The sequence below is a fragment of the Amycolatopsis mongoliensis genome (genome assembly GCF_030285665.1).
Lineage (GTDB): Bacteria > Actinomycetota > Actinomycetes > Mycobacteriales > Pseudonocardiaceae > Amycolatopsis > Amycolatopsis mongoliensis.
In genome coordinates this window covers 8,313,635-8,330,336 of record NZ_CP127295.1, presented here as the reverse complement: position 1 = coordinate 8,330,336, position 16,702 = coordinate 8,313,635, and the positions used below count along the sequence as shown (strand labels likewise).

Genomic DNA, 16,702 nt, shown 5'->3' with positions numbered 1-16,702 from the left:
GAAATGGAAGCGAACGTGTTCGATCTCGGAAAGGTGCGAAGAGACGCTGTGGTCACCATCCGGCTGGAGGCGATGGCCAACGTCAGGCTCCTGACGGAGGTCAACTTCCAGGCTTACCGGCGCCGGCAGTACTACCGGATGCACGGCGGGGTGGCCACCACACCGATGTTCAAGATCCACATCCCGGCCAACGCGCACTGGTTCCTGGTGCTCGACGTCGAGGGGCTGGAGAACCTGCCCCTGCGGCCCCGGGTGAGCGTCGAGCCCGAGCCGGCCGTCATGACTCGTGGACGCACCGGCCCCCGGTGAACGTCATCGCGACCTTCGCGGCCCCGATCTCGCGGTCGGGGCCAGCGAAGGGATCGCGGTCGAGCACCGCCAGGTCGGCGCGGTGGCCGGGCCGGATCGTGCCCGTGTCGTCGAGGTGGTTGACGTAGGCCGAGCCCACCGTGTACGCGGCGATCGCCGCGGCCAGGTCGATCCGCTGCTCCGGCAGGAACGCGGGCACGTCCTCGCCGTACGGGATCCGGTTCGCCGCCACGTGGATGCCCTGCAGCGGGTCGGGGCTGCTCACCGGCCAGTCGCTGCCGGCGGCCAGGGTGGCCCCGGACCGCAGCAGGGCACCGAACGGGTACTGCCACGACGCCCGTTCGTCGCCGAGGAAGGGGATGGTCAATTCGTCCATCTGAGGTTCGTGCACGGCCCACAGCGGTTGGATCGTCGCGGTCGCGCCGAGCTGCCGGAACCGCGGGACGTCGTCGGGGTGCACCACCTGCAGGTGCGCGAGGTGGTGCCGGTGGCCGGTCACGCCGTTGGCCGCGCGGGCGGCTTCGACGGCGTCGAGCGCGTCCCGCACCGCGCGGTCGCCGAGCGCGTGGAAGTGCACCTGGAAACCGTGCGCGTCGAGCAGCGTCACGTGCTCGCGCAGCGCCACCGGGTCGACGAAGCTCAGTCCACTGTGGCCACTGCGCAGGTAGGGGCCGAGCAGCGCCGCGGTGTGGTTCTCGGCGACGCCGTCCAGCATGATCTTGACGGTGCCGGCGCGGAAACCGCTGTCGCGCAGTGACTCCCGGCGCTCCAGGAGGTCGGGGAGCTGCTCGGCGCCGCGGGTGCGGTCCCACCAGAGCGCGCCGGTGACCCGGGCGGTCAGCAGGCCGCGTTCGGACGCCGTGGCGTAGGCGCCCGACGGGTCGGGCATGCCGCCGTACTCGCCGAGCAGCGGGTCCTGCCAGGCGGTGACGCCGAGCGAGTGCAGCAGCCGTTGTGCCCGCAGCAGCCCGGCCAGCCGGTCCGTCTCGGTGACCGGCGGCAGCAGCCGCGTGACGAGGTCCATCGCGCCTTCCTGCAGGACGCCGGTGGCGCCGTCGGCGTCGCGCTCGATGCGGCCGTCGGGCGGGTCGGGCGTGCTCGCGGTGATCCCGGCGCGGGCGAGCGCGGCGCTGTTCAGCCAGGCGCCGTGGTGATCGCGGTTGACCAGGACGACCGGTCTTTCCGCCACGACGGCGTCGAGCAGCAGGCGGTGGGGGAGGCCGCCCGCGAAGGTGTCGAGGGACCAGCCGCTGCCGACGAGCCACTCGAGGCGAGGGTTCGCCCTGGCGTACTTGGCGACGGCGTCCAGGCAGCTCACGACGGTGCCGGCGCCGGTGAGGTCGCAGCGGCCGAGCTCGATCCCGCCGCCGACGGCGTGCACGTGCGCGTCCTGGAACCCGGGCAGCAGCAGGCGGCCGCGGAGGTCGACGACCTCGGTGCGCGGGCCGATCAGCGGTCCCGGATCGTCCCCGACGGCGGTGATCCGGTCGCCGCGGACGGCCGCGAACCGGGCCCGGCCGCCGGCGGTGAGCACGGGGCCACCGGTGAAGACGAGGTCGGCGTGCATGTCTTCGATCTTCCCGCATCGGCGGGCGGGTGTCGGCCGCGTCGCGGACGTTTCGGGCTACGCCGACGTGACGGCCCGCCATCCCCGGCCGCGATCGGCCCGGCAGACTCCAGCCCTTCCACTGCGAACCGAAGGCCGCGCCGCCCCGGAAACCGCACCGGACCTGCGCCTCCAGTGGTCCGCAAAAGAATCACCACACCGACCAACGGCGGATTTACAACGTTGTACCAACGATGTAGAAGTTATCCCCGCACCGGCTCGCACGCCGTGGAAGGGGCCACCGATGTCCTCCCGAGAACGCGATCACCTCACCCGCCGGGACCTGCTCCGGCTCGCCGGGGGCACGGCCGCCGCCGTCGCCGCCGCGCTCTGGCTGCCCGGAACGGCCGCCGCCGCGGGCACCTTCAGCCCGATCCGGCCGCCCGCGACCCCGCTGATCGTCCGCTCGCCGTACCTGTCCACCTGGCAGCCCGCCGACAACCTCCCCGGCACCTGGTCGAGCTTCTGGACCGGGCACATCACCGCACTCTGCGGCCTCGCCCGCATCGACGGCGCCGCGTATGTCTTCGCCGGCTCGCCCGCGCTGCCGTCCGGGCCCGCCCTCCCCCCGATGACGCAGGTCAGCCTGCAGGTCACCGGCACGCGCTCGACCTACGTCCTCACCGGCGGCGGGGTGAACCTGACCGTCACGTTCTTCTCGCCGGTCGACCCGGCGAACCTGCAGCGCCAGTGCGTGCCCTTCGGCTACGTGACCATCCAGGCCGCCAGCGCCGACGGCCGCGCGCACGCCGTCGACCTGCACTTCGACACCTCCGCCGAGTGGGTGCACGGCGACACCGCGACCCCGGTCACCTGGACGCAGCAGCAGTCGGGCGGCTACACCCTCCTCAGCTGCACCCCGGCGAGCCCGGGCGTGCTGCAGGAGAACGGCGACCAGGCCAGCTGGGGGCAGCTCGTGCTGGCCGCGCCGACGTCCGGCGTCAGCTGGCAGATCGGGCAGGACACCGTCGTGCGCGCCGCCTCGGCAAGCCAAGGCGCCCTGCCGAACACCAGCGACACCGCTCAGCCGCGCGCGATCAGCGACCGCTGGCCCGTGCTGGCGTTCAACAAGAACCTCGGCACGATCCCGGCGGGGGGCTCGTCGAGCCCGTTCACGCTGTCGATCGGGCACGTCCGGACGCCCGCCGTCCGCTACCTCGGCACCCCGCTGAACCCCTGGTGGACGCACTACTGGGGCAGCTGGCAGGACATGGCCGTCTGGTTCGGCAACGACTACGCGAGCGCGCTGTCCGCCGCGACCTCGATCGACCAGCGCCTGCACGACGACGCCGTCGCCGCGGCCGGCGGCGGGACCACCGGCGAGCACTACGCCGGGATCTGCGCCCTGGCCCTGCGCCAGGCCTTCGGCGGCACCGAGCTCGTCGACCGCGGCGGCGCACCGTGGGGCTTCCTCAAGGAGATCTCCTCCAACGGCAACATGTCCACAGTGGACGTCACCTACCCGGCGTTCCCCGCCTACCTCTACCTGTCCCCGGCCTACCTGCGGCTCATCCTGGAGCCGCTGCTCGACTACGCCGAGCGCGGCGGCTGGCCGATGCAGTTCGCCGAGCACGACCTCGGCACGCACTACCCGGACGCGACCGGGCACAACGACGGCAACGAGGAGAGCATGCCGGTCGAGGAGTCGGCCAACATGCTGATCATGGCCGCGGCCCTGGTCCAGCGGCTGCCGTCGGCGGAGGCCGCCGCCTTCGCGACCACCCACTACCGGATCCTGCGGCAGTGGGCGGAGTACCTGATCGGCACCACCCTCGACCCCGGCTTCCAGAACCAGACCGACGACTTCACCGGCTTCATCGCGCACAGCGCCAACCTCGCGCTCAAGGGCATCATCGGTGTCGGCGCGATGGGCGTCATCGCCGCCGCCACCGGCACCACCGCCGACGTCCAGCGCTACCGGTCGACCTCGCGCAGCTACGTCAGCCAGTGGGTGACCCTCGCCCAGGACTCGTCGAACCAGCACCTCAAGCTCGCCTACGACCAGCCCGGCACGTGGAGCCTGAAGTACAACGGCTTCGCCGACCGCGTGCTCGGCCTCGACCTGGTCCCGCTGGGCGTCGCGGCCCAGGAAGCGGCCTGGTACCAGGGCCGTGCCGGCGCCCACGGCGTCCTGCTCGACCCGCGCAACAACTACACGAAGGCCGACTGGGAGCTGTGGACCGCCGCGTGGCTCACCGACCAGCCGAACATCCGGAACACGCTGGTCGAAGGCGTCTACAGCTATGCCAACGTCACTCCGCAGCGGGTGCCGTTCAGCGACTGGTACGTCGTCGCCGACGCCACCCAGCGCGGCTTCCAGGCCCGCCCGGTCGCCGGTGGCTACCTGGCCCTGCTGACGCGCCCGGCGGCGTCGGCGACGGTGTGGCGCAAGCTCCAGAACCAGCGGTCGGGCAAGGTGCTCGCCGTGTCGAACATGTCGCTGGCCGACACGGCCGAAGTGACCCAGTGGTCGGACAACGGCACGGTCGACCACCTCTGGGCCGTCGTCGACAACGGTGACGGCACCGTCCGGATCGTCAACCGCAACAGCGGCAAGATCCTGGCGGTGCACGACCAGAGCCTCGACAACGGCGCCCACGTGCAGCAGTTCCAGGACAACGGCACCCCCGACCACAACTGGCGGATCGTCGACGCCGGCGGCGGCTGGTCGAAGATCGTCAACGTCCGCAGCGGCAAGGTCATGGCGGTCGACCAGCAGTCCACGGCGGACGGCGCACAGGTCACCCAGTGGGACGACAACGGCTCCCCGGACCACCTGTGGCGGTTCGCCTGACGCCGTTTGCAAGACTGGCGCCGTGTGCGCCGACCCGATCCGCCGGTTCCTCGACGAACGGGACCCGCCGACCCCGTGCCTCGTCGTCGACACCGACGCCGTCGCGGCTCGGGCGCGCGAGGTCCGCTCGGCGTTCCCGGGCGCGCTGATCCGGTACGCAGTCAAGGCCAACCCGGCGCCCCCGGTGCTCGACGCGCTGGTGGCGGCCGGGATCGGCTTCGACGTCGCCGGGCCCGCCGAGGTCGCGCTGTGCCTCGGGCGCGGCGCGGACCCGGCGGACCTCGCCTACGGCAACCCGGTCAAGAAGCCTCGTGACATCGCCTTCGCCTTCGAGCGCGGGGTCCGCGAGTTCACGTCGGACGCGCCCGCCGACGTCGACCACCTGGGCCGGCACGCGCCGGGCTCGGCCGTGTCGATCCGCGTGGTGCTCGACGCGCCGGACTCGGTCACGCCGTTCGGCCGGAAGTTCGGCTGCGAACCGGCCGAGGCGCTCGACCTCGTGCTGCGCGCGGCCGCGCTGGGGTTGCGCCCGGGCATCGCGTTCCACGTCGGGTCGCAGCAGCCGGACGTCGCCGCGTGGGAGATCGGGATCGCCACGGCGGCGAAGCTGTTCGCCGAAGCCGCGGCGCAGGGGGTCGCGATGACGCGGCTCAATCTCGGCGGTGGGTTCGCGACCGCGCACCGGGCCGGCGTCCCGTCGCTGGACGCGTACGCGACGACGATCGCGACGGCTCTCGACACGTACTTCCCCGGGGACCGGCCCGAGCTGATGCTGGAGCCGGGCCGGGTGCTCGTCGCCGACGCGGGCCGGCTGCGGACCGAGGTCGTGCTGGTCGCGCACCGCGGCGAGCGGCGCTGGGTCTACCTCGACATCGGCCGCTACAACGGGCTGGCCGAGGCCGAGAACGAGGCGATCGCCTACCGGTTCGAGCCGGTCGGGGGGCACGACGGCCCCGCCGGGCCGGTGGTGCTCGCCGGGCCGACCTGCGATGGCGACGACGTCCTCTACCAGCGGACGCCCTACGAGCTACCGCTCTCGCTGACGACCGGCGACCGGCTCGACCTGCCGGGGACCGGGGCCTACACGGCGAGCTACGCGTCGGTCGGGTTCAACGGCATCGAGCCGCTGCGCACCTACTGCGTCGGGAGGTGGGGCGATGCCTGAGGTCGGCCGGTTCGCCGGGCGCCACGTGCTGGCCGAGCTGCACGGCATCGACCCGGGCCTGCTCGACGACGCCGCGCGGCTGGGGGAGCTGCTGCGGGCGGCGGTGACGGAGGCGGGCGCGACGGTCGTCGACGTCGTGGCCAAGCGGTTCGCGCCCCAGGGCGCCACGGTGATCGCGCTGCTGGCCGAGTCGCACGCGTCCGTGCACACCTACCCCGAGCACGGGTCGCTGTTCGCCGACGTGTTCACCTGCGGCGAGCGCGCCGACCCCGAGCACGCGCTGCGGTTGCTGGCGAAGTCGCTGGACGCCGCTTCGGTCCGCCTGTCCGTCCTGCACCGGGGAGAACGCTGATGCCCACGATCCACGAACCGGTCGGCGCCGGCCTCACCCGCGTCTGGGAGGTCGACGACGTCCTGTTCAGCGCGCGCACGCCGTACCAGGAGGTGCTGATCGGGAAGACCGCGCAGGGGATTTCGCTGTTCTGCGACGGGGAGCGCCAGAGCACCGAAGCGAGCCAGCTGGTCTACCACGAGGCGTTGATGGTGCCCGCGCTGCTGCTGGCCGAGCAGGTGCGGCGGGTGCTGATCATCGGATCGAGCGAGGGCGTCGCCTCCCAGCTGGCGGTGGCCGCCGGGGCTTCGCACGTCGACCACGTCGACATCGACGAGCAGGCGGTACGGGCCTGCGCCGAGCACCTGCCCTACGGCTACGCGACCGAGGACCTCGCGCCCGGCGACGGGCCGGTCCGCGTGTCCTTCGAGGACGGCTGGGCTTTCCTGGCCGCGGCCGAAGCCCGGGGCGACACCTACGACGTGGTCGTGATCGACCTGCCGGACGAGAACACCGACGCCGACGCGCAGCACAACCGTTTGTACGGCAAGGACTTCCTCGTCCGGTGCGCGAGACTCCTGGCTCCGGGCGGAGTGGTGACCTGCCAGGCGGGCTGCCCGACGCTGTGGCGCAACGAGACGCTGCTCGCGTCGTGGCGGCGGTTCCGCGAGGCGTTCGGGACGGTGCTGTACTTCGGCTCCGACGAGCACGAGTGGGCCTTCCTCTCCGGCCGCGTGGACCGTGTCGACGAGCCGGGCGCGCTGGTGGCGCGGCGGTTCGCGGCGCGGGGGAGCGGCGCGGTGACACTCGACGCCGAAACGTTGCTCGGCGGCGCGACACCGCCGTATTCGCTCCGGCACGATACTGGTCCAGACCAGAGGTGACCGTGGATTTTCCGAATATTGTGACCGCGCAAAGGTGAAAGTGCGGGAAATGGATTTCCCGCACTCCGGGTTGTCGTGTTACTCCGTTCAGTGGCCGTCGAAAAGGTTGCGATCGCGCTACGATCCGTTCCGCGCGCGATCATCGTGATCAAAAAGGCACTGTGGCCCATTTGGAGGAGCGTCATGCTCGGTATGTTGGTCGTAGCCGGAATGATTCTGTCCGCCCTCGCCGCACCCGTCGATTCCGCGGCGGCATCGGCTCCGACCGAAAAGATCACGCTCGACATCAAGACCATCAACGGGTCCGGGTGCCCAGCCGGCACCGCCACGGCGTCGGCCGACGTCGCGTCCGACAACACGTCGTTCACGGTGCACTACACGAACTTCACCGCCAAGGCCGGCGGTGGCGCGTCCGCGCTCGACGCCCGGAAGAACTGTCAGATCAACGTGCTCGTCCATGTGCCGCAAGGGTTCACGTACGCGATCGCCGAGGCGGAGTACCGCGGCTACGCGCACATCGAGAGCGGGGCGAGTGCGCTCGAGCAGGCCAACTACTACTTCGCCGGGACGTCACCGACCGCCCGGGTCCGGCACACGTACCCGGGCCCGTTCCACGGCGTGTGGCGCGCGACGGACACCACCGACGTCGCGGCGCTGGTGTTCGCCCCGTGCGGCGAGGACCGCAACCTGAACATCAATGCGGAACTGCGGGCGGACGCGGGGACCTCCTCCGGGACGACCTACATCGAAATGGATTCCGAACACGCGAGTGTCGACACGATTTACCACTTCGCGTGGAAGACCTGCTGAATTCGGCGGGAATTACCCGGATGGCCCGCTCGCCGGAACGTCTCCCGGTGAGCGGGCTCGTTCGCGTCAGACGTGCGTGACCAGAAGTGTCACTCCGGCTTCGCCGCCGCAGTCGACGAAGACCGGCCCGACGCCGTTGCCGATGTGCTGCGACACGGTCGCCTTGGCGACGAAGTGGTCCGGTCCGGCGTCGATGATCCGGATGTTCTCCAGTGCCGGGTGCTCCGGGAAGCCGCCGAGCACGGACTTGAGCCCGGTGCCGCCACCGCAGGTGCCCGTGATGGTCACTTCCTGGCCGCGCTGCGACGTCGGGTTCGGGCTCACCTGCACGGTGGCCCGGGCTCCCTCGGGCGGCTCCTGGTGGTTCGCGTTGGTCATGGTCCCCTCCGTGGTCCCCGAATCCGCCGACGCGCCGCCGGCGATCCCGATGCTCACCGCCGTGACGAGCCCGGCCGCGACGGCCAGGCCGGTCACCGTGCGGGTGGTCTTGCTGCGCATGGTGTTCTCCTCCCTTGACCCGGAGTTCGCCGGATCTGCTTCGTCAGTCGCCGCGGAGCGGGCCCGAGGTTCTCGACGAAGGGGAATGAGACGTGGATCACGGTCGGGAGTGCCGAGCGGCGGCGCCGGAGGGGATGCCGCTCGACCGTCCACAAGGGACGAAAGGGGTGGCGCGCTAGTCGAGCGCGCCCGACGCCGGCAGTTCGGCCGGCTCGCCCTTCGCGGTCGGGGCCAGCGTGCATCGTCGCTCGAACCGCTCCATCAGGACGGTAGCGATCAGGAGGGCCACTGGGGTGCTCACCGCGATCCACATGGAAGAAGACCTACCCAGGCCCGCGGGAGATGAATCGCCGCGGTGACCGCGGTGGCGGGTTCCGGCGGCCGCCGGAACGTCGTGAACGCCCGTCTGCCTGGGCGAGGCTGCTCAGGTCACCGGTTGGTCTCGATCCGCCGCGGACAGCCGGGTGATCACGTCCAGCAGTCCGGCGCGGAACGCGTCGTCCTCGCCGAGCACGCCGAGCAACGCGGGCTCGGCTCGCACCGCCCGTTCGTGGACCGCCCGGCCGGACGGCGTCAACCGGGTCAGGTGCCGGCGCCCGTCGGCCGGGTCCGGCGCCCGGGCGACGAACCCCGCCTTGGCGAGCCGGTCGAGGGTGCGGCTCATCGTCTGGTCGGTCACCTGGCAGCGCTGGGCCAGCGTCCGCTGGGGGAGCGGCCCGTCGCGCAGCGTGTGCAGCGCGATCAGCCCCGCGTGGGTGAGCCCCATGCCGTCGAGCACCGCCGCCCAGCGGTGCTCCACCAGGCGCGCCGCCACGGCCAGCAGGCGGCCCGTGGGCCACGTGCTCAGGTCGGGTTCGGGGGTTGTGGTCACCGTCACTCCGGGTCGTCGTGCAGAATGTTCAGCGTGCTGAACAATTGGGCGTGTTCGCCCTCGAAAGGACCTTAGCGACCATGAACGAGAAGCCGCGCCGCCTCCGCTGGTTGATCCCCGCCCTCCTGGTGATCGCCTGGCTCGGGCTGGGCGGGTTCGGCGGGCCGTTCGCCGGCAAGCTCAGCGAAGTCGCGAAGAACGACAACGCCGCCTTCCTGCCGCGCTCGGCCGAAGCCACCGAGGTCTCCGACGAGCAGAAGGCCTTCACCCCGCGCCAGGTGCTGCCCGCGACGGTCGTCGCCGAGCGCACCACCGGCCTGACCGCCGACGACCGCCGGTTCCTCGACGCCAAGGCCCGGGAACTGGGCGGCATCCCCGGCGTCGTCGGCCCGCTCGGCAAGCCGGAGCAGGCCCCGCGGGACGACCAGGCCGTGCAACTGTCCGTGCCGATCTTCGCCGACGGCAACCCCGCCGACGTCGTCAAGGAGGTCCGCGCGCACCTCGAGGGCGCCCCGGCCGGGCTCACCGTGCTGGTCACCGGGCCGGCCGGGCAGATCGCCGACCTGGTGAAGGCGTTCGGCGGCATCGACGGCATCCTGCTGCTCGTCGCCGGCGGGGTCGTCGCGCTGATCCTCATCGCGGTCTACCGCAGCCCGCTGCTGCCGTTCCTGGTGCTGCTCTCGGCGGTGTTCGCGCTCGGGCTCGCCAGTCTCGTCGTCTACCTGCTGGCCAAGAACGACGTCCTCGCGCTCAACGGCCAGAGCCAGGGCATCCTCTCGATCCTCGTGTTCGGCGCGGCGACCGACTACGCGCTGCTGACCGTCGCGCGGTTCCGGGAACAGCTCCGTGACACGCCCAGCCGCTTCGAGGCGCTGAAGCTCGCCTGGCGCGCGACGCTCGAACCGATCGCCGCCTCGGCGGGCACCGTCGTCCTCGGCGTGCTGTGCCTGCTGTTCAGCGACCTGAACTCGAACAAGGGCCTCGGCCCGGTGGCGGCGATCGGCATCGGCGCCGCGCTGCTGGCGTCCACCACATTCCTGCCCGCCGTGCTGGCCCTCTGCGGCCGCGGCGCGTTCTGGCCGTTCAAGCCGGCGCTCGGCTCGCCGCACCCGGAGACCGCGGGGATCTGGGGCCGGGTGGCGCGCCTGGTCGGCCGCCGGCCGCGCACGGTCTGGGTGGTGACGGCGCTGGTGCTCGGCGTCGGCGTCGCGTTCCTGCCGCAGCTCAAGGCGTCCGGCACCGCGCAGTCCGACGTCTTCCTCACCCAGGTCGAGTCCGGGACCGGGCAGGAGGTCCTCGGCCGGCACTTCCCGGGCGGGCTCGGCGCGCCCGCGATCACGATCGCCGACGCCGGCGCGCTGCCCGCCGTGCTGAAGGCATCCACAATGGACGGAGTGGCGAAGTCGTTCCCGCTGCCCGGCCCGGACGGACAGCCCAAGGTCGTGAACGGCCGCGTGCAGATCCTCTCCGTGCTGAACGATCCGGCGGACTCCGAGGCGGCGGTCGCGACGGTCGGCAAGCTGCGCGACGCCGTGCACGCGATCCCCGGCGCGGACGCGAAAGTCGGCGGCCCGACGGCGATCCAGCTCGACACGCAGCAGACGTCGAAGCACGACCGCGCGCTGATCATCCCGATCGTGCTGCTGGTGATCTTCCTCGTGCTGGCCCTGCTGCTGCGCTCGCTGCTCGCGCCGCTGCTGCTGATCGCGACGGTGGTGCTCTCCTTCGCGGCGACGATGGGCGTGTCCGCGCTGGTGTTCAACCACATCCTGGACTTCCCGGGCGCGGACCCGGTCGTGCCGCTGTTCGGGTTCGTCTTCCTGGTGGCACTCGGGATCGACTACAACATCTTCCTGATGACACGGGTCCGGGAGGAGGCGCTGGCCCGCGGCACGCGCGAGGGCACGCTGCGCGGGCTCTCGCTGACCGGCGGGGTGATCACCTCGGCCGGCGTGGTGCTCGCCGCGACGTTCTCCGCGCTCGCGGTGATCCCGATCCTGTTCCTCGCCCAGATCGCGTTCATCGTCGCGTTCGGCGTCCTGCTGGACACCTTCCTGGTGCGGTCGCTGCTGGTGCCCGCGCTGACCGTCGACGTCGGGCGGCGCATCTGGTGGCCGTCCGCGCTCGCCAGGAAGAGCTAGCCGATCGCCGCCTTGAAGCCGGGACACTCGACCAGCGGCACGTGGTCGCAGGTCGCGGCGTGGCGGAGGCTGTCGCGCATGCGGGTGAGCCGGTCGATGGTGTCGTCGAGCTCGGTCGCCTTGACCGCCATCCGCTCGCGCAGCGCGTCGTCGCTCGGCGTCGCCACGAGGAACCGGGCGATCTCCGCGATCGTGAACCCGGCGCCGCGGGCGCAGGCCACGAGGTCGAGCCGGCGCAGGACGTCCGGGTGGTACGTGCGGCGCAGGCCGTTGCGGCCGGCCGGTTCGACGAGCCCGCGCTTCTCGTAGAACCGCAGTGCCGAGGGCGCCAGGCCGGATTTCTCGGCGACCTCGGCGATGTCGAGCAGGGTCATCGCGACCTCCAGGCGAGAGCTTGACTTGAAGCGTAGTTCAAGTCGGACGATGACGGCATGAAGATCCACCACCTCAACTGCGGGTCCGTGCGGCAGGTCGAAGCCCCCGGACTGCCCACCGCGCACGCGGTCAACCACTGCCTGCTCGCCGAGACCGAGCACGACGGCCTCGTGCTCGTCGAAACCGGTCTCGGCCTCGACGACATCCGTGACCCCACCGGCACCCTGGGCGGCGACTGGGTCACCATGGCCCAGCCGTTGCTGGCCGAAGACGAGACCGCCGTCCGGCAGGTCGCCCGGCTCGGCTTCGCGCCCGAAGACGTGCGGCACGTCGTCGTCACCCACCTCGACGTCGACCACTGCGGCGGCCTGCCCGACTTCCCGCACGCGCGGGTCCACGTGCTCGCCGCGGAGCTGGACGCGGCGCTCGCCGAGGCGCCGAGCTTCCGCTACCGGCCTGCACACTGGGCGCACGGCCCGGAATGGGAGACCTACGAGCCGCCCTCCGGCGACGACTGGTTCGGCTTCGCGTCGGTGCCACTGACGGGTCTTTCGGCGAACATCCGGCTCGTCCCGCTCGGTGGGCACACCGCGGGCCACGCCGGGGTCGCGGTGCACGACGGCACGCGCTGGCTGCTGCACTGCGGAGACGCGTACTACTACCACCGCGAGCTGGTGGCCGACCCGGAGCCGCACCCCGTGCTGGACATCGTGCAGACCCGTTCGGAAGTGCACCACGACCTGCGCCTGGGCACGCAGGCCCGGCTGCGCGAACTGGCGCGGCGGCACGGCGACGAGGTGACGATCTTCAGCGCCCACGACCCGTGGGAACTGGACCGCCTAGGAGTCGCGGCGGGCGCGTGAGCCGTCGGCCGGCCGGTGCCGTGAATGACTCATTCACCTCATCCGAGGACATGAATGAGTCATTCACGACATTCGGGCGCGGCAGGTGACCCCGCCGGGCCGGCGCTAGGAGTCGCGCCGGGCGCGGGAGTCCGCTGACTCGCCGGTCAGGTACGTCGTCGTCCCGGTGAGAGCCAGCAGGCGGTCGAGCGCGGGCGGCCGGTTGTCCAGGTACAACCGCGAACCCGCGCCGGTGACCGCCCGGTGGACCAGCAGCAGGGTGGACAACCCGGAGGAGTCGCAGAAGGCGATCCCGCCGCAGTCGAGCCGCACGTCCCGCACCCCCGGGTGGTCGGCCAGCCGGTCGGTGACCAGGTGCAGCAGCAGCCGGGCCGTGGCGAACTCGAGCTCGCCGGCGATCGCGACGCGCGCCGTCGCGCCGTCCGTCGCGGTCCAGGTGCAGGTCAACCCGCTGGTCATGCCGACAGCCCCGATCCGGCGGCCGGATCCGCCAAGTGCGTGCGCGCGGCGCGGAGCAGCCCGGTGGCCCGCGGGAAGTCGCGCAGCTCCGCCTCGAGCAGGTCGAGGGCGGGCACGAGCGACGCGGCCGGGACGCCCCGCGCGGTGAGGATCCCGGCGGTCCAGGTCAGGAAGCCGGTGAACAGCTCGCTGTCGCCGACATACAGGGAGGTCGCCAGGAACTCGACGATGTGCGCGAGGTCCTCGGCCGTGTGCTGGCGCTGCAGGTCGGTGTAGGTCCGCATGGCCGGGATGCGCTCCTCCAAGCCGGCCAGCACGGACTTGACGAGCCGGCCGGAGCTGCGCGTGACCAGCGTGTACTCCTGGTCGGCCAGGTGCGGCAGGTCGTCGAGCGGCTGGTGCCCGGCGTGCGGGCGGGGGAGCGGTTCGGCCAGCCGGTCGGCGGCCGAGCGCGCGTCCGGCGCCCACGCCTCGGCGCCGAGCAGCCGGGCGTACCGGCCGTCGGGGCCGAACGCGGCGCCGCCGGCGATGACCGGCGTCGCGGCGGCCTGACACGCGGTGATCGTGGCGTGCGCGGTCGGCAGCCGGGTGGCGATCGACCCGGACAGCGCGACGGCGTCCGGCCCGGTGCGGTGCAGGTGGGCGACCAGGTGCGGGGCGGGTACCTGTGCGCCGAGGTAGTCGACCTGGAAGCCGCGCAGCCGCAGCACCTCGGCCAGCAGCCGGGCGGGCATCGCATGCCACTCGCCGTCGACGCAGGCGACGGTGACCCGGCCGAGGTGCGGTTCCGGTCGCTTCAGCACGTACCCGAAGGTCGCGATGACGCGGTCGTTGATCGCGGTCGCCGCGTGTTCCTGCGCGACGGTGAGGCGGTTGGCCGCCCACTCCTGCCCGACCTTGCGCTGGACCGCGCCGATCACGTCGAGCAGCAGGCTCTCCGGGTCGGCCCCGTCGGCGAGCGCCTGGACGACGACGTCGCCGGCGGCGTACTCGTCGCCGGTCGTGACGGCGGCCCAGAGCCGTTCCGCGTGCTCGGCCACCCCGGGCGTGCGGGTGGGGGTGCTCATGCCGTGTACCTCCCGCGGCCGTGGCCGCCGACCGCGGCCAGGTGCTGGCCGCGCGGCGCGGTGATCGCCAGCACGGCCATGTCGTCGTGGGCGCCGCGGCCGATCCACTGCGACGCGAGCATCTGGATCCGCTCGACCACGGCGTCGGCCGGCATGTTCGCGCACTCGGCCAGCGACTGCCGGAGCCGGTCCTCGCCGAACATCGCGTCCCCGAGCGGGCCGCCCCGCGCTTCGATGATCCCGTCGGTGTAGAGCAGGCACGTCTCGCCCGGGTCGAGCGTGATGTCCGCGCCGGCCGACTCGATCTCCGGCAGCACGCCGATCAGGCTGCCGTGGGTGTCGGCCTCCTCGACCCGGCCGTCGGCCCGGACGACCAGGGGCGGCGGATGCCCCGCGCAGGTGACCCGCAGCCGCACGGTGGCGCCTTCGCGGCGGGCCGAGGCCAGCACGAGCGTGACGAAGCGGGCGTCCCGGCTGTCGGCGAGCGTGCGGTTCAGCAGGCTCAGCAGCCGGTGGTGGTCACCCGCCATCGGCAGCAGCGCGCGCAGCGTGGTGCGGATCTTCCCGGTCAGCACGGCCGCGTCGAGGCCCTTGCCGCAGACGTCGCCGAGCACGGCCAGCGACTCGTCGCCCTCGGTGCTGATCGCCGAGTGCACGTCGTAGAAGTCGCCGCCGATCCGCTCGCCGTCGCGGGCCGGGCGGTAGCGGCCGGCGAACTCGACGCCGCCGAGCTGTTCGAGGCTGGGTGGGAGCAGCTCGCGCATCAGTGTGTCGGTGATCGACGCCTGCTGCGCGAACACGCGCGCCGCCGACATCGCCGCGCCGGCCCGTGCCGCGAACAGCCGCGCGAAGAGTTCTTCCTGGTCGGTGAAGGAGGCCCGGTCGCCGCGGCGGAGCAGGACCAGGGCACCGGCGGGGACGCCGTGGCCGGGCAGGGGCGTGACGACGATCGAACCGACCGGGCCGAAGCCCGCGGGCAGCACCCAGCCGGGCGCCGCGTCCGGGTCGAGCCAGCGCGAGGGCACCGGCGGGAAACCCTGCAGCGCCTCGCCGAGCCCGGGCAGGTCGTCCGGGTCGATCTCCAGCCGGGACCGCGTCGGCTCCTCGCCGCGCACGCAGGAGACGGCGGGGTAGGTCCCGCCCGTGGTGGGCGCCAGGACCAGGGCGGCGTCCGCGAGGTGCTGCGCGGCGAGCCGGGCGGCGACCTCCATGCAGCGCTCGAGGTTGAGCGAACCCAGCAGCGCGGCGGAGGCGTCGCTGAGGAACGCGGTCCGCTCCTGCTCCCGGACCAGGGCGTCCTGGGCCACGCGGGCGTCGGTCTCGTCGACGAGCCACCACGTCACGGCCTCGCCGTGCGGGATCGGGTGGGCCGCGAAAGCCCGCTCGCCGGCCTCGCCGCGGACGACCTCGCCCGCCCGGCGGTCGTGCGCACCGGCCAGCCAGTCCGCCACCGTGTCCGACAGGCGGCGGCCGGGCCCGGCCGCGGGGAAGAGCGTGCGGGCGGCTTCGTTGAGCGCGAGGACCACGCCGTCGGCGTCGGCGCAGAGGGCTGCCATGGGCGCGGCGGCCCAGCCCCGGTCGCCGGTGTCGGGGACCCTCGCCGCGGTGCGCACCGGATCAGCCATGGGCGCCCGCCGGGTCGTCGGTGGCCAGCTCGGCCCACAGCGTCTTGCCGCTGGGCCGGCGCAGCTGGCCCCAGGCCGCCGCGCAGCGCTCCACCAGCAGGAGCCCGCGGCCGCCCTGGTCGGACGGCATCCGGCGGCGGGCCGGCTCGCCCCCGCCGTCGTCGACCTCGATCCGCAGCTTGGCGGCGCCGGTCAGCAGGCGCACGTGGTAGGGCGCGCGGCCGTGGCGCAGCGCGTTGGACGTCAGCTCGTCCACCACCATGACCGCGGTGCTGACGACGTTGGCCGGCAGTCCGCGCAGGACCGTGCGGACCCAGTGGCGGACCTTGGCCAGCTCGGTGAGCTCGGCGGTGATGCCGAGTTCGTGCCGGATCGCTCGCAGGTTCACGTCGGCCTCCTTCGCCGTGCCGGGCCCCGGGGAGAAGCCGTCTCCTTGCTCATGCCCGGATCCGGTTCCGCCCACCCGGGTGTCGGAGGCCGTCATGTTTCTTCGCCCCAGGAGGCGCGCACCGCGCCGATGTCCGGGTGCAGCGGCATGACGTCGCCGAGGCCGAGCAGCTCGATCGGCCGGACCACGGCGGGCACGGTCGTGACGACGGCCAGCCGGCCGCCGGCTTCGCGCAGCCGGCCGCTCAGCCGCAGCAGGACCTGCAGGCAGCTGGAGTCGCAGTACTCGACCTCGGTCATGTCGAGCACGATGCGGCGGGCGCCGGGATCGGCCGGGAGCAGTTCGGCGAGCTTCGGCGAGACCGCGAAGTCGAACTCGCCACGCAGGGCGTAGCTCTCGAGGTCGCCGTCTTCGCGGAGATCGAGGGACCAGCCGTCACCGGAGAACCGCTGCCGGGGCCGCACTGCATCGGTGGTCATGCACAGGCTCCAGGATGGGGGATCGGGGCGCGGGCTG

At 72.7% G+C, this 16,702-nt stretch carries 18 protein-coding genes; 8 read left to right on the top strand and 10 right to left on the bottom strand.

The features are described 5' to 3' along the window. The first annotated feature begins 3 nt into the window (after window positions 1-3). Window positions 4-309 carry a DUF1883 domain-containing protein gene (locus QRX60_RS39950; RefSeq protein WP_285996645.1) on the top strand — a complete coding sequence of 102 codons (306 nt, stop codon included), beginning with the start codon at window positions 4-6 and terminating at the stop codon, window positions 307-309. On the opposite strand, the gene QRX60_RS39945 is transcribed toward QRX60_RS39950, so the two are convergent. Next, window positions 278-1,876 (bottom strand): amidohydrolase, encoded by a 1,599-nt coding sequence (locus QRX60_RS39945; RefSeq protein WP_285996644.1) that lies wholly within the window; start codon window positions 1,874-1,876, stop codon window positions 278-280. The two genes, QRX60_RS39950 and QRX60_RS39945, sit on opposite strands and share 32 nt — an antisense overlap. A gap of 283 nt (window positions 1,877-2,159) precedes the next feature. Between QRX60_RS39945 and QRX60_RS39940 the strand changes: the two genes are divergently transcribed. From QRX60_RS39940 to QRX60_RS39920, 5 genes are all read left to right on the top strand, one after another. Next, on the top strand, window positions 2,160-4,709 hold the full coding sequence (locus QRX60_RS39940) for a glutaminase domain-containing protein (RefSeq protein ID WP_285996643.1): 2,550 nt from the start codon (window positions 2,160-2,162) through the stop codon (window positions 4,707-4,709). 22 nt (window positions 4,710-4,731) lie between these two features. Next, a complete protein-coding gene (locus QRX60_RS39935; protein ID WP_285996642.1) occupies window positions 4,732-5,874 on the top strand; it encodes a type III PLP-dependent enzyme in 1,143 nt (380 codons plus the stop codon). Continuing rightward, on the top strand, window positions 5,867-6,226 hold the full coding sequence (speD, locus tag QRX60_RS39930; protein WP_285996641.1) for an adenosylmethionine decarboxylase: 360 nt from the start codon (window positions 5,867-5,869) through the stop codon (window positions 6,224-6,226). Before QRX60_RS39935 ends, speD begins: the two co-directional genes overlap by 8 nt. Continuing rightward, window positions 6,226-7,089, top strand: coding sequence for a spermidine synthase (locus tag QRX60_RS39925; RefSeq protein ID WP_285996640.1), 864 nt, complete (start codon window positions 6,226-6,228; stop codon window positions 7,087-7,089). The genes speD and QRX60_RS39925 overlap by 1 nt, the downstream gene beginning before the upstream one ends. Before the next feature lie 183 nt (window positions 7,090-7,272). After that, window positions 7,273-7,899: a DUF4360 domain-containing protein gene (locus QRX60_RS39920; RefSeq protein WP_286003799.1), complete on the top strand. Its 627-nt coding sequence runs from the start codon at window positions 7,273-7,275 to the stop codon at window positions 7,897-7,899. A gap of 66 nt (window positions 7,900-7,965) precedes the next feature. On the opposite strand, the gene QRX60_RS39915 is transcribed toward QRX60_RS39920, so the two are convergent. From QRX60_RS39915 to QRX60_RS39905, 3 genes are all read right to left on the bottom strand, one after another. After that, the gene (locus QRX60_RS39915; RefSeq protein ID WP_285996639.1) at window positions 7,966-8,397 is read right to left on the bottom strand and encodes a hypothetical protein; all 432 of its coding nucleotides are present in this window, start codon (window positions 8,395-8,397) and stop codon (window positions 7,966-7,968) included. Window positions 8,398-8,572: 175 nt separating this feature from the next. Next, a complete protein-coding gene (locus tag QRX60_RS39910; protein WP_285996638.1) occupies window positions 8,573-8,698 on the bottom strand; it encodes a hypothetical protein in 126 nt (41 codons plus the stop codon). 123 nt (window positions 8,699-8,821) lie between these two features. Continuing rightward, the gene (locus QRX60_RS39905; RefSeq protein WP_285996637.1) at window positions 8,822-9,274 is read right to left on the bottom strand and encodes a MarR family winged helix-turn-helix transcriptional regulator; all 453 of its coding nucleotides are present in this window, start codon (window positions 9,272-9,274) and stop codon (window positions 8,822-8,824) included. A 74-nt stretch (window positions 9,275-9,348) separates the two neighbouring features. Here QRX60_RS39905 and QRX60_RS39900 point away from each other — a divergent pair, with 74 nt between their 5' ends. Then, on the top strand, window positions 9,349-11,409 hold the full coding sequence (locus tag QRX60_RS39900) for an MMPL family transporter (RefSeq protein WP_285996636.1): 2,061 nt from the start codon (window positions 9,349-9,351) through the stop codon (window positions 11,407-11,409). Here QRX60_RS39900 and QRX60_RS39895 read toward each other — a convergent pair. After that, a complete protein-coding gene (locus QRX60_RS39895; protein ID WP_285996635.1) occupies window positions 11,406-11,783 on the bottom strand; it encodes a MerR family transcriptional regulator in 378 nt (125 codons plus the stop codon). The two genes, QRX60_RS39900 and QRX60_RS39895, sit on opposite strands and share 4 nt — an antisense overlap. A 57-nt stretch (window positions 11,784-11,840) precedes the next feature. On the opposite strand from QRX60_RS39895, the gene QRX60_RS39890 reads away from it, so the two are divergent. Beyond that, on the top strand, window positions 11,841-12,647 hold the full coding sequence (locus QRX60_RS39890) for an MBL fold metallo-hydrolase (protein ID WP_285996634.1): 807 nt from the start codon (window positions 11,841-11,843) through the stop codon (window positions 12,645-12,647). Window positions 12,648-12,752: 105 nt separating this feature from the next. Here the strand turns inward: QRX60_RS39890 and QRX60_RS39885 are convergent, their stop codons facing one another. From QRX60_RS39885 to QRX60_RS39865, 5 genes are all read right to left on the bottom strand, one after another. Next, on the bottom strand, window positions 12,753-13,106 hold the full coding sequence (locus QRX60_RS39885; protein ID WP_285996633.1) for an STAS domain-containing protein: 354 nt from the start codon (window positions 13,104-13,106) through the stop codon (window positions 12,753-12,755). Continuing rightward, the gene (locus tag QRX60_RS39880) at window positions 13,103-14,173 is read right to left on the bottom strand and encodes a cobalamin B12-binding domain-containing protein (protein ID WP_285996632.1); all 1,071 of its coding nucleotides are present in this window, start codon (window positions 14,171-14,173) and stop codon (window positions 13,103-13,105) included. The genes QRX60_RS39885 and QRX60_RS39880 overlap by 4 nt, the downstream gene beginning before the upstream one ends. Next, window positions 14,170-15,798, bottom strand: a complete 1,629-nt coding sequence (locus QRX60_RS39875; protein WP_285996631.1) for a PP2C family protein-serine/threonine phosphatase — start codon at window positions 15,796-15,798, stop codon at window positions 14,170-14,172. Before QRX60_RS39875 ends, QRX60_RS39880 begins: the two co-directional genes overlap by 4 nt. Next, a complete protein-coding gene (locus QRX60_RS39870; RefSeq protein ID WP_285996630.1) occupies window positions 15,791-16,186 on the bottom strand; it encodes an ATP-binding protein in 396 nt (131 codons plus the stop codon). Before QRX60_RS39870 ends, QRX60_RS39875 begins: the two co-directional genes overlap by 8 nt. A 92-nt stretch (window positions 16,187-16,278) precedes the next feature. Further along, window positions 16,279-16,665, bottom strand: a complete 387-nt coding sequence (locus tag QRX60_RS39865) for an STAS domain-containing protein (protein ID WP_285996629.1) — start codon at window positions 16,663-16,665, stop codon at window positions 16,279-16,281. Window positions 16,666-16,702: the final 37 nt, after the last annotated feature.

Bases quoted from the DNA above. Each gene is read 5' to 3' on its own strand.
- QRX60_RS39925 (WP_285996640.1), top strand. From the start codon at position 6,226: ATGCCCACGATCCACGAACCGGTCGGCGCCGGCCTCACCCGCGTCTGG.
- QRX60_RS39865 (WP_285996629.1), bottom strand. From the start codon at position 16,665: ATGACCACCGATGCAGTGCGGCCCCGGCAGCGGTTCTCCGGTGACGGC.
- QRX60_RS39895 (WP_285996635.1), bottom strand. From the start codon at position 11,783: ATGACCCTGCTCGACATCGCCGAGGTCGCCGAGAAATCCGGCCTGGCG.
- QRX60_RS39915 (WP_285996639.1), bottom strand. From the start codon at position 8,397: ATGCGCAGCAAGACCACCCGCACGGTGACCGGCCTGGCCGTCGCGGCC.
- QRX60_RS39920 (WP_286003799.1), top strand. From the start codon at position 7,273: ATGCTCGGTATGTTGGTCGTAGCCGGAATGATTCTGTCCGCCCTCGCC.
- QRX60_RS39885 (WP_285996633.1), bottom strand. From the start codon at position 13,106: ATGACCAGCGGGTTGACCTGCACCTGGACCGCGACGGACGGCGCGACG.
- QRX60_RS39900 (WP_285996636.1), top strand. From the start codon at position 9,349: ATGAACGAGAAGCCGCGCCGCCTCCGCTGGTTGATCCCCGCCCTCCTG.
- speD (WP_285996641.1), top strand. From the start codon at position 5,867: ATGCCTGAGGTCGGCCGGTTCGCCGGGCGCCACGTGCTGGCCGAGCTG.
- QRX60_RS39890 (WP_285996634.1), top strand. From the start codon at position 11,841: ATGAAGATCCACCACCTCAACTGCGGGTCCGTGCGGCAGGTCGAAGCC.
- QRX60_RS39950 (WP_285996645.1), top strand. From the start codon at position 4: ATGGAAGCGAACGTGTTCGATCTCGGAAAGGTGCGAAGAGACGCTGTG.
- QRX60_RS39875 (WP_285996631.1), bottom strand. From the start codon at position 15,798: ATGGCTGATCCGGTGCGCACCGCGGCGAGGGTCCCCGACACCGGCGAC.
- QRX60_RS39940 (WP_285996643.1), top strand. From the start codon at position 2,160: ATGTCCTCCCGAGAACGCGATCACCTCACCCGCCGGGACCTGCTCCGG.
- QRX60_RS39945 (WP_285996644.1), bottom strand. From the start codon at position 1,876: ATGCACGCCGACCTCGTCTTCACCGGTGGCCCCGTGCTCACCGCCGGC.
- QRX60_RS39880 (WP_285996632.1), bottom strand. From the start codon at position 14,173: ATGAGCACCCCCACCCGCACGCCCGGGGTGGCCGAGCACGCGGAACGG.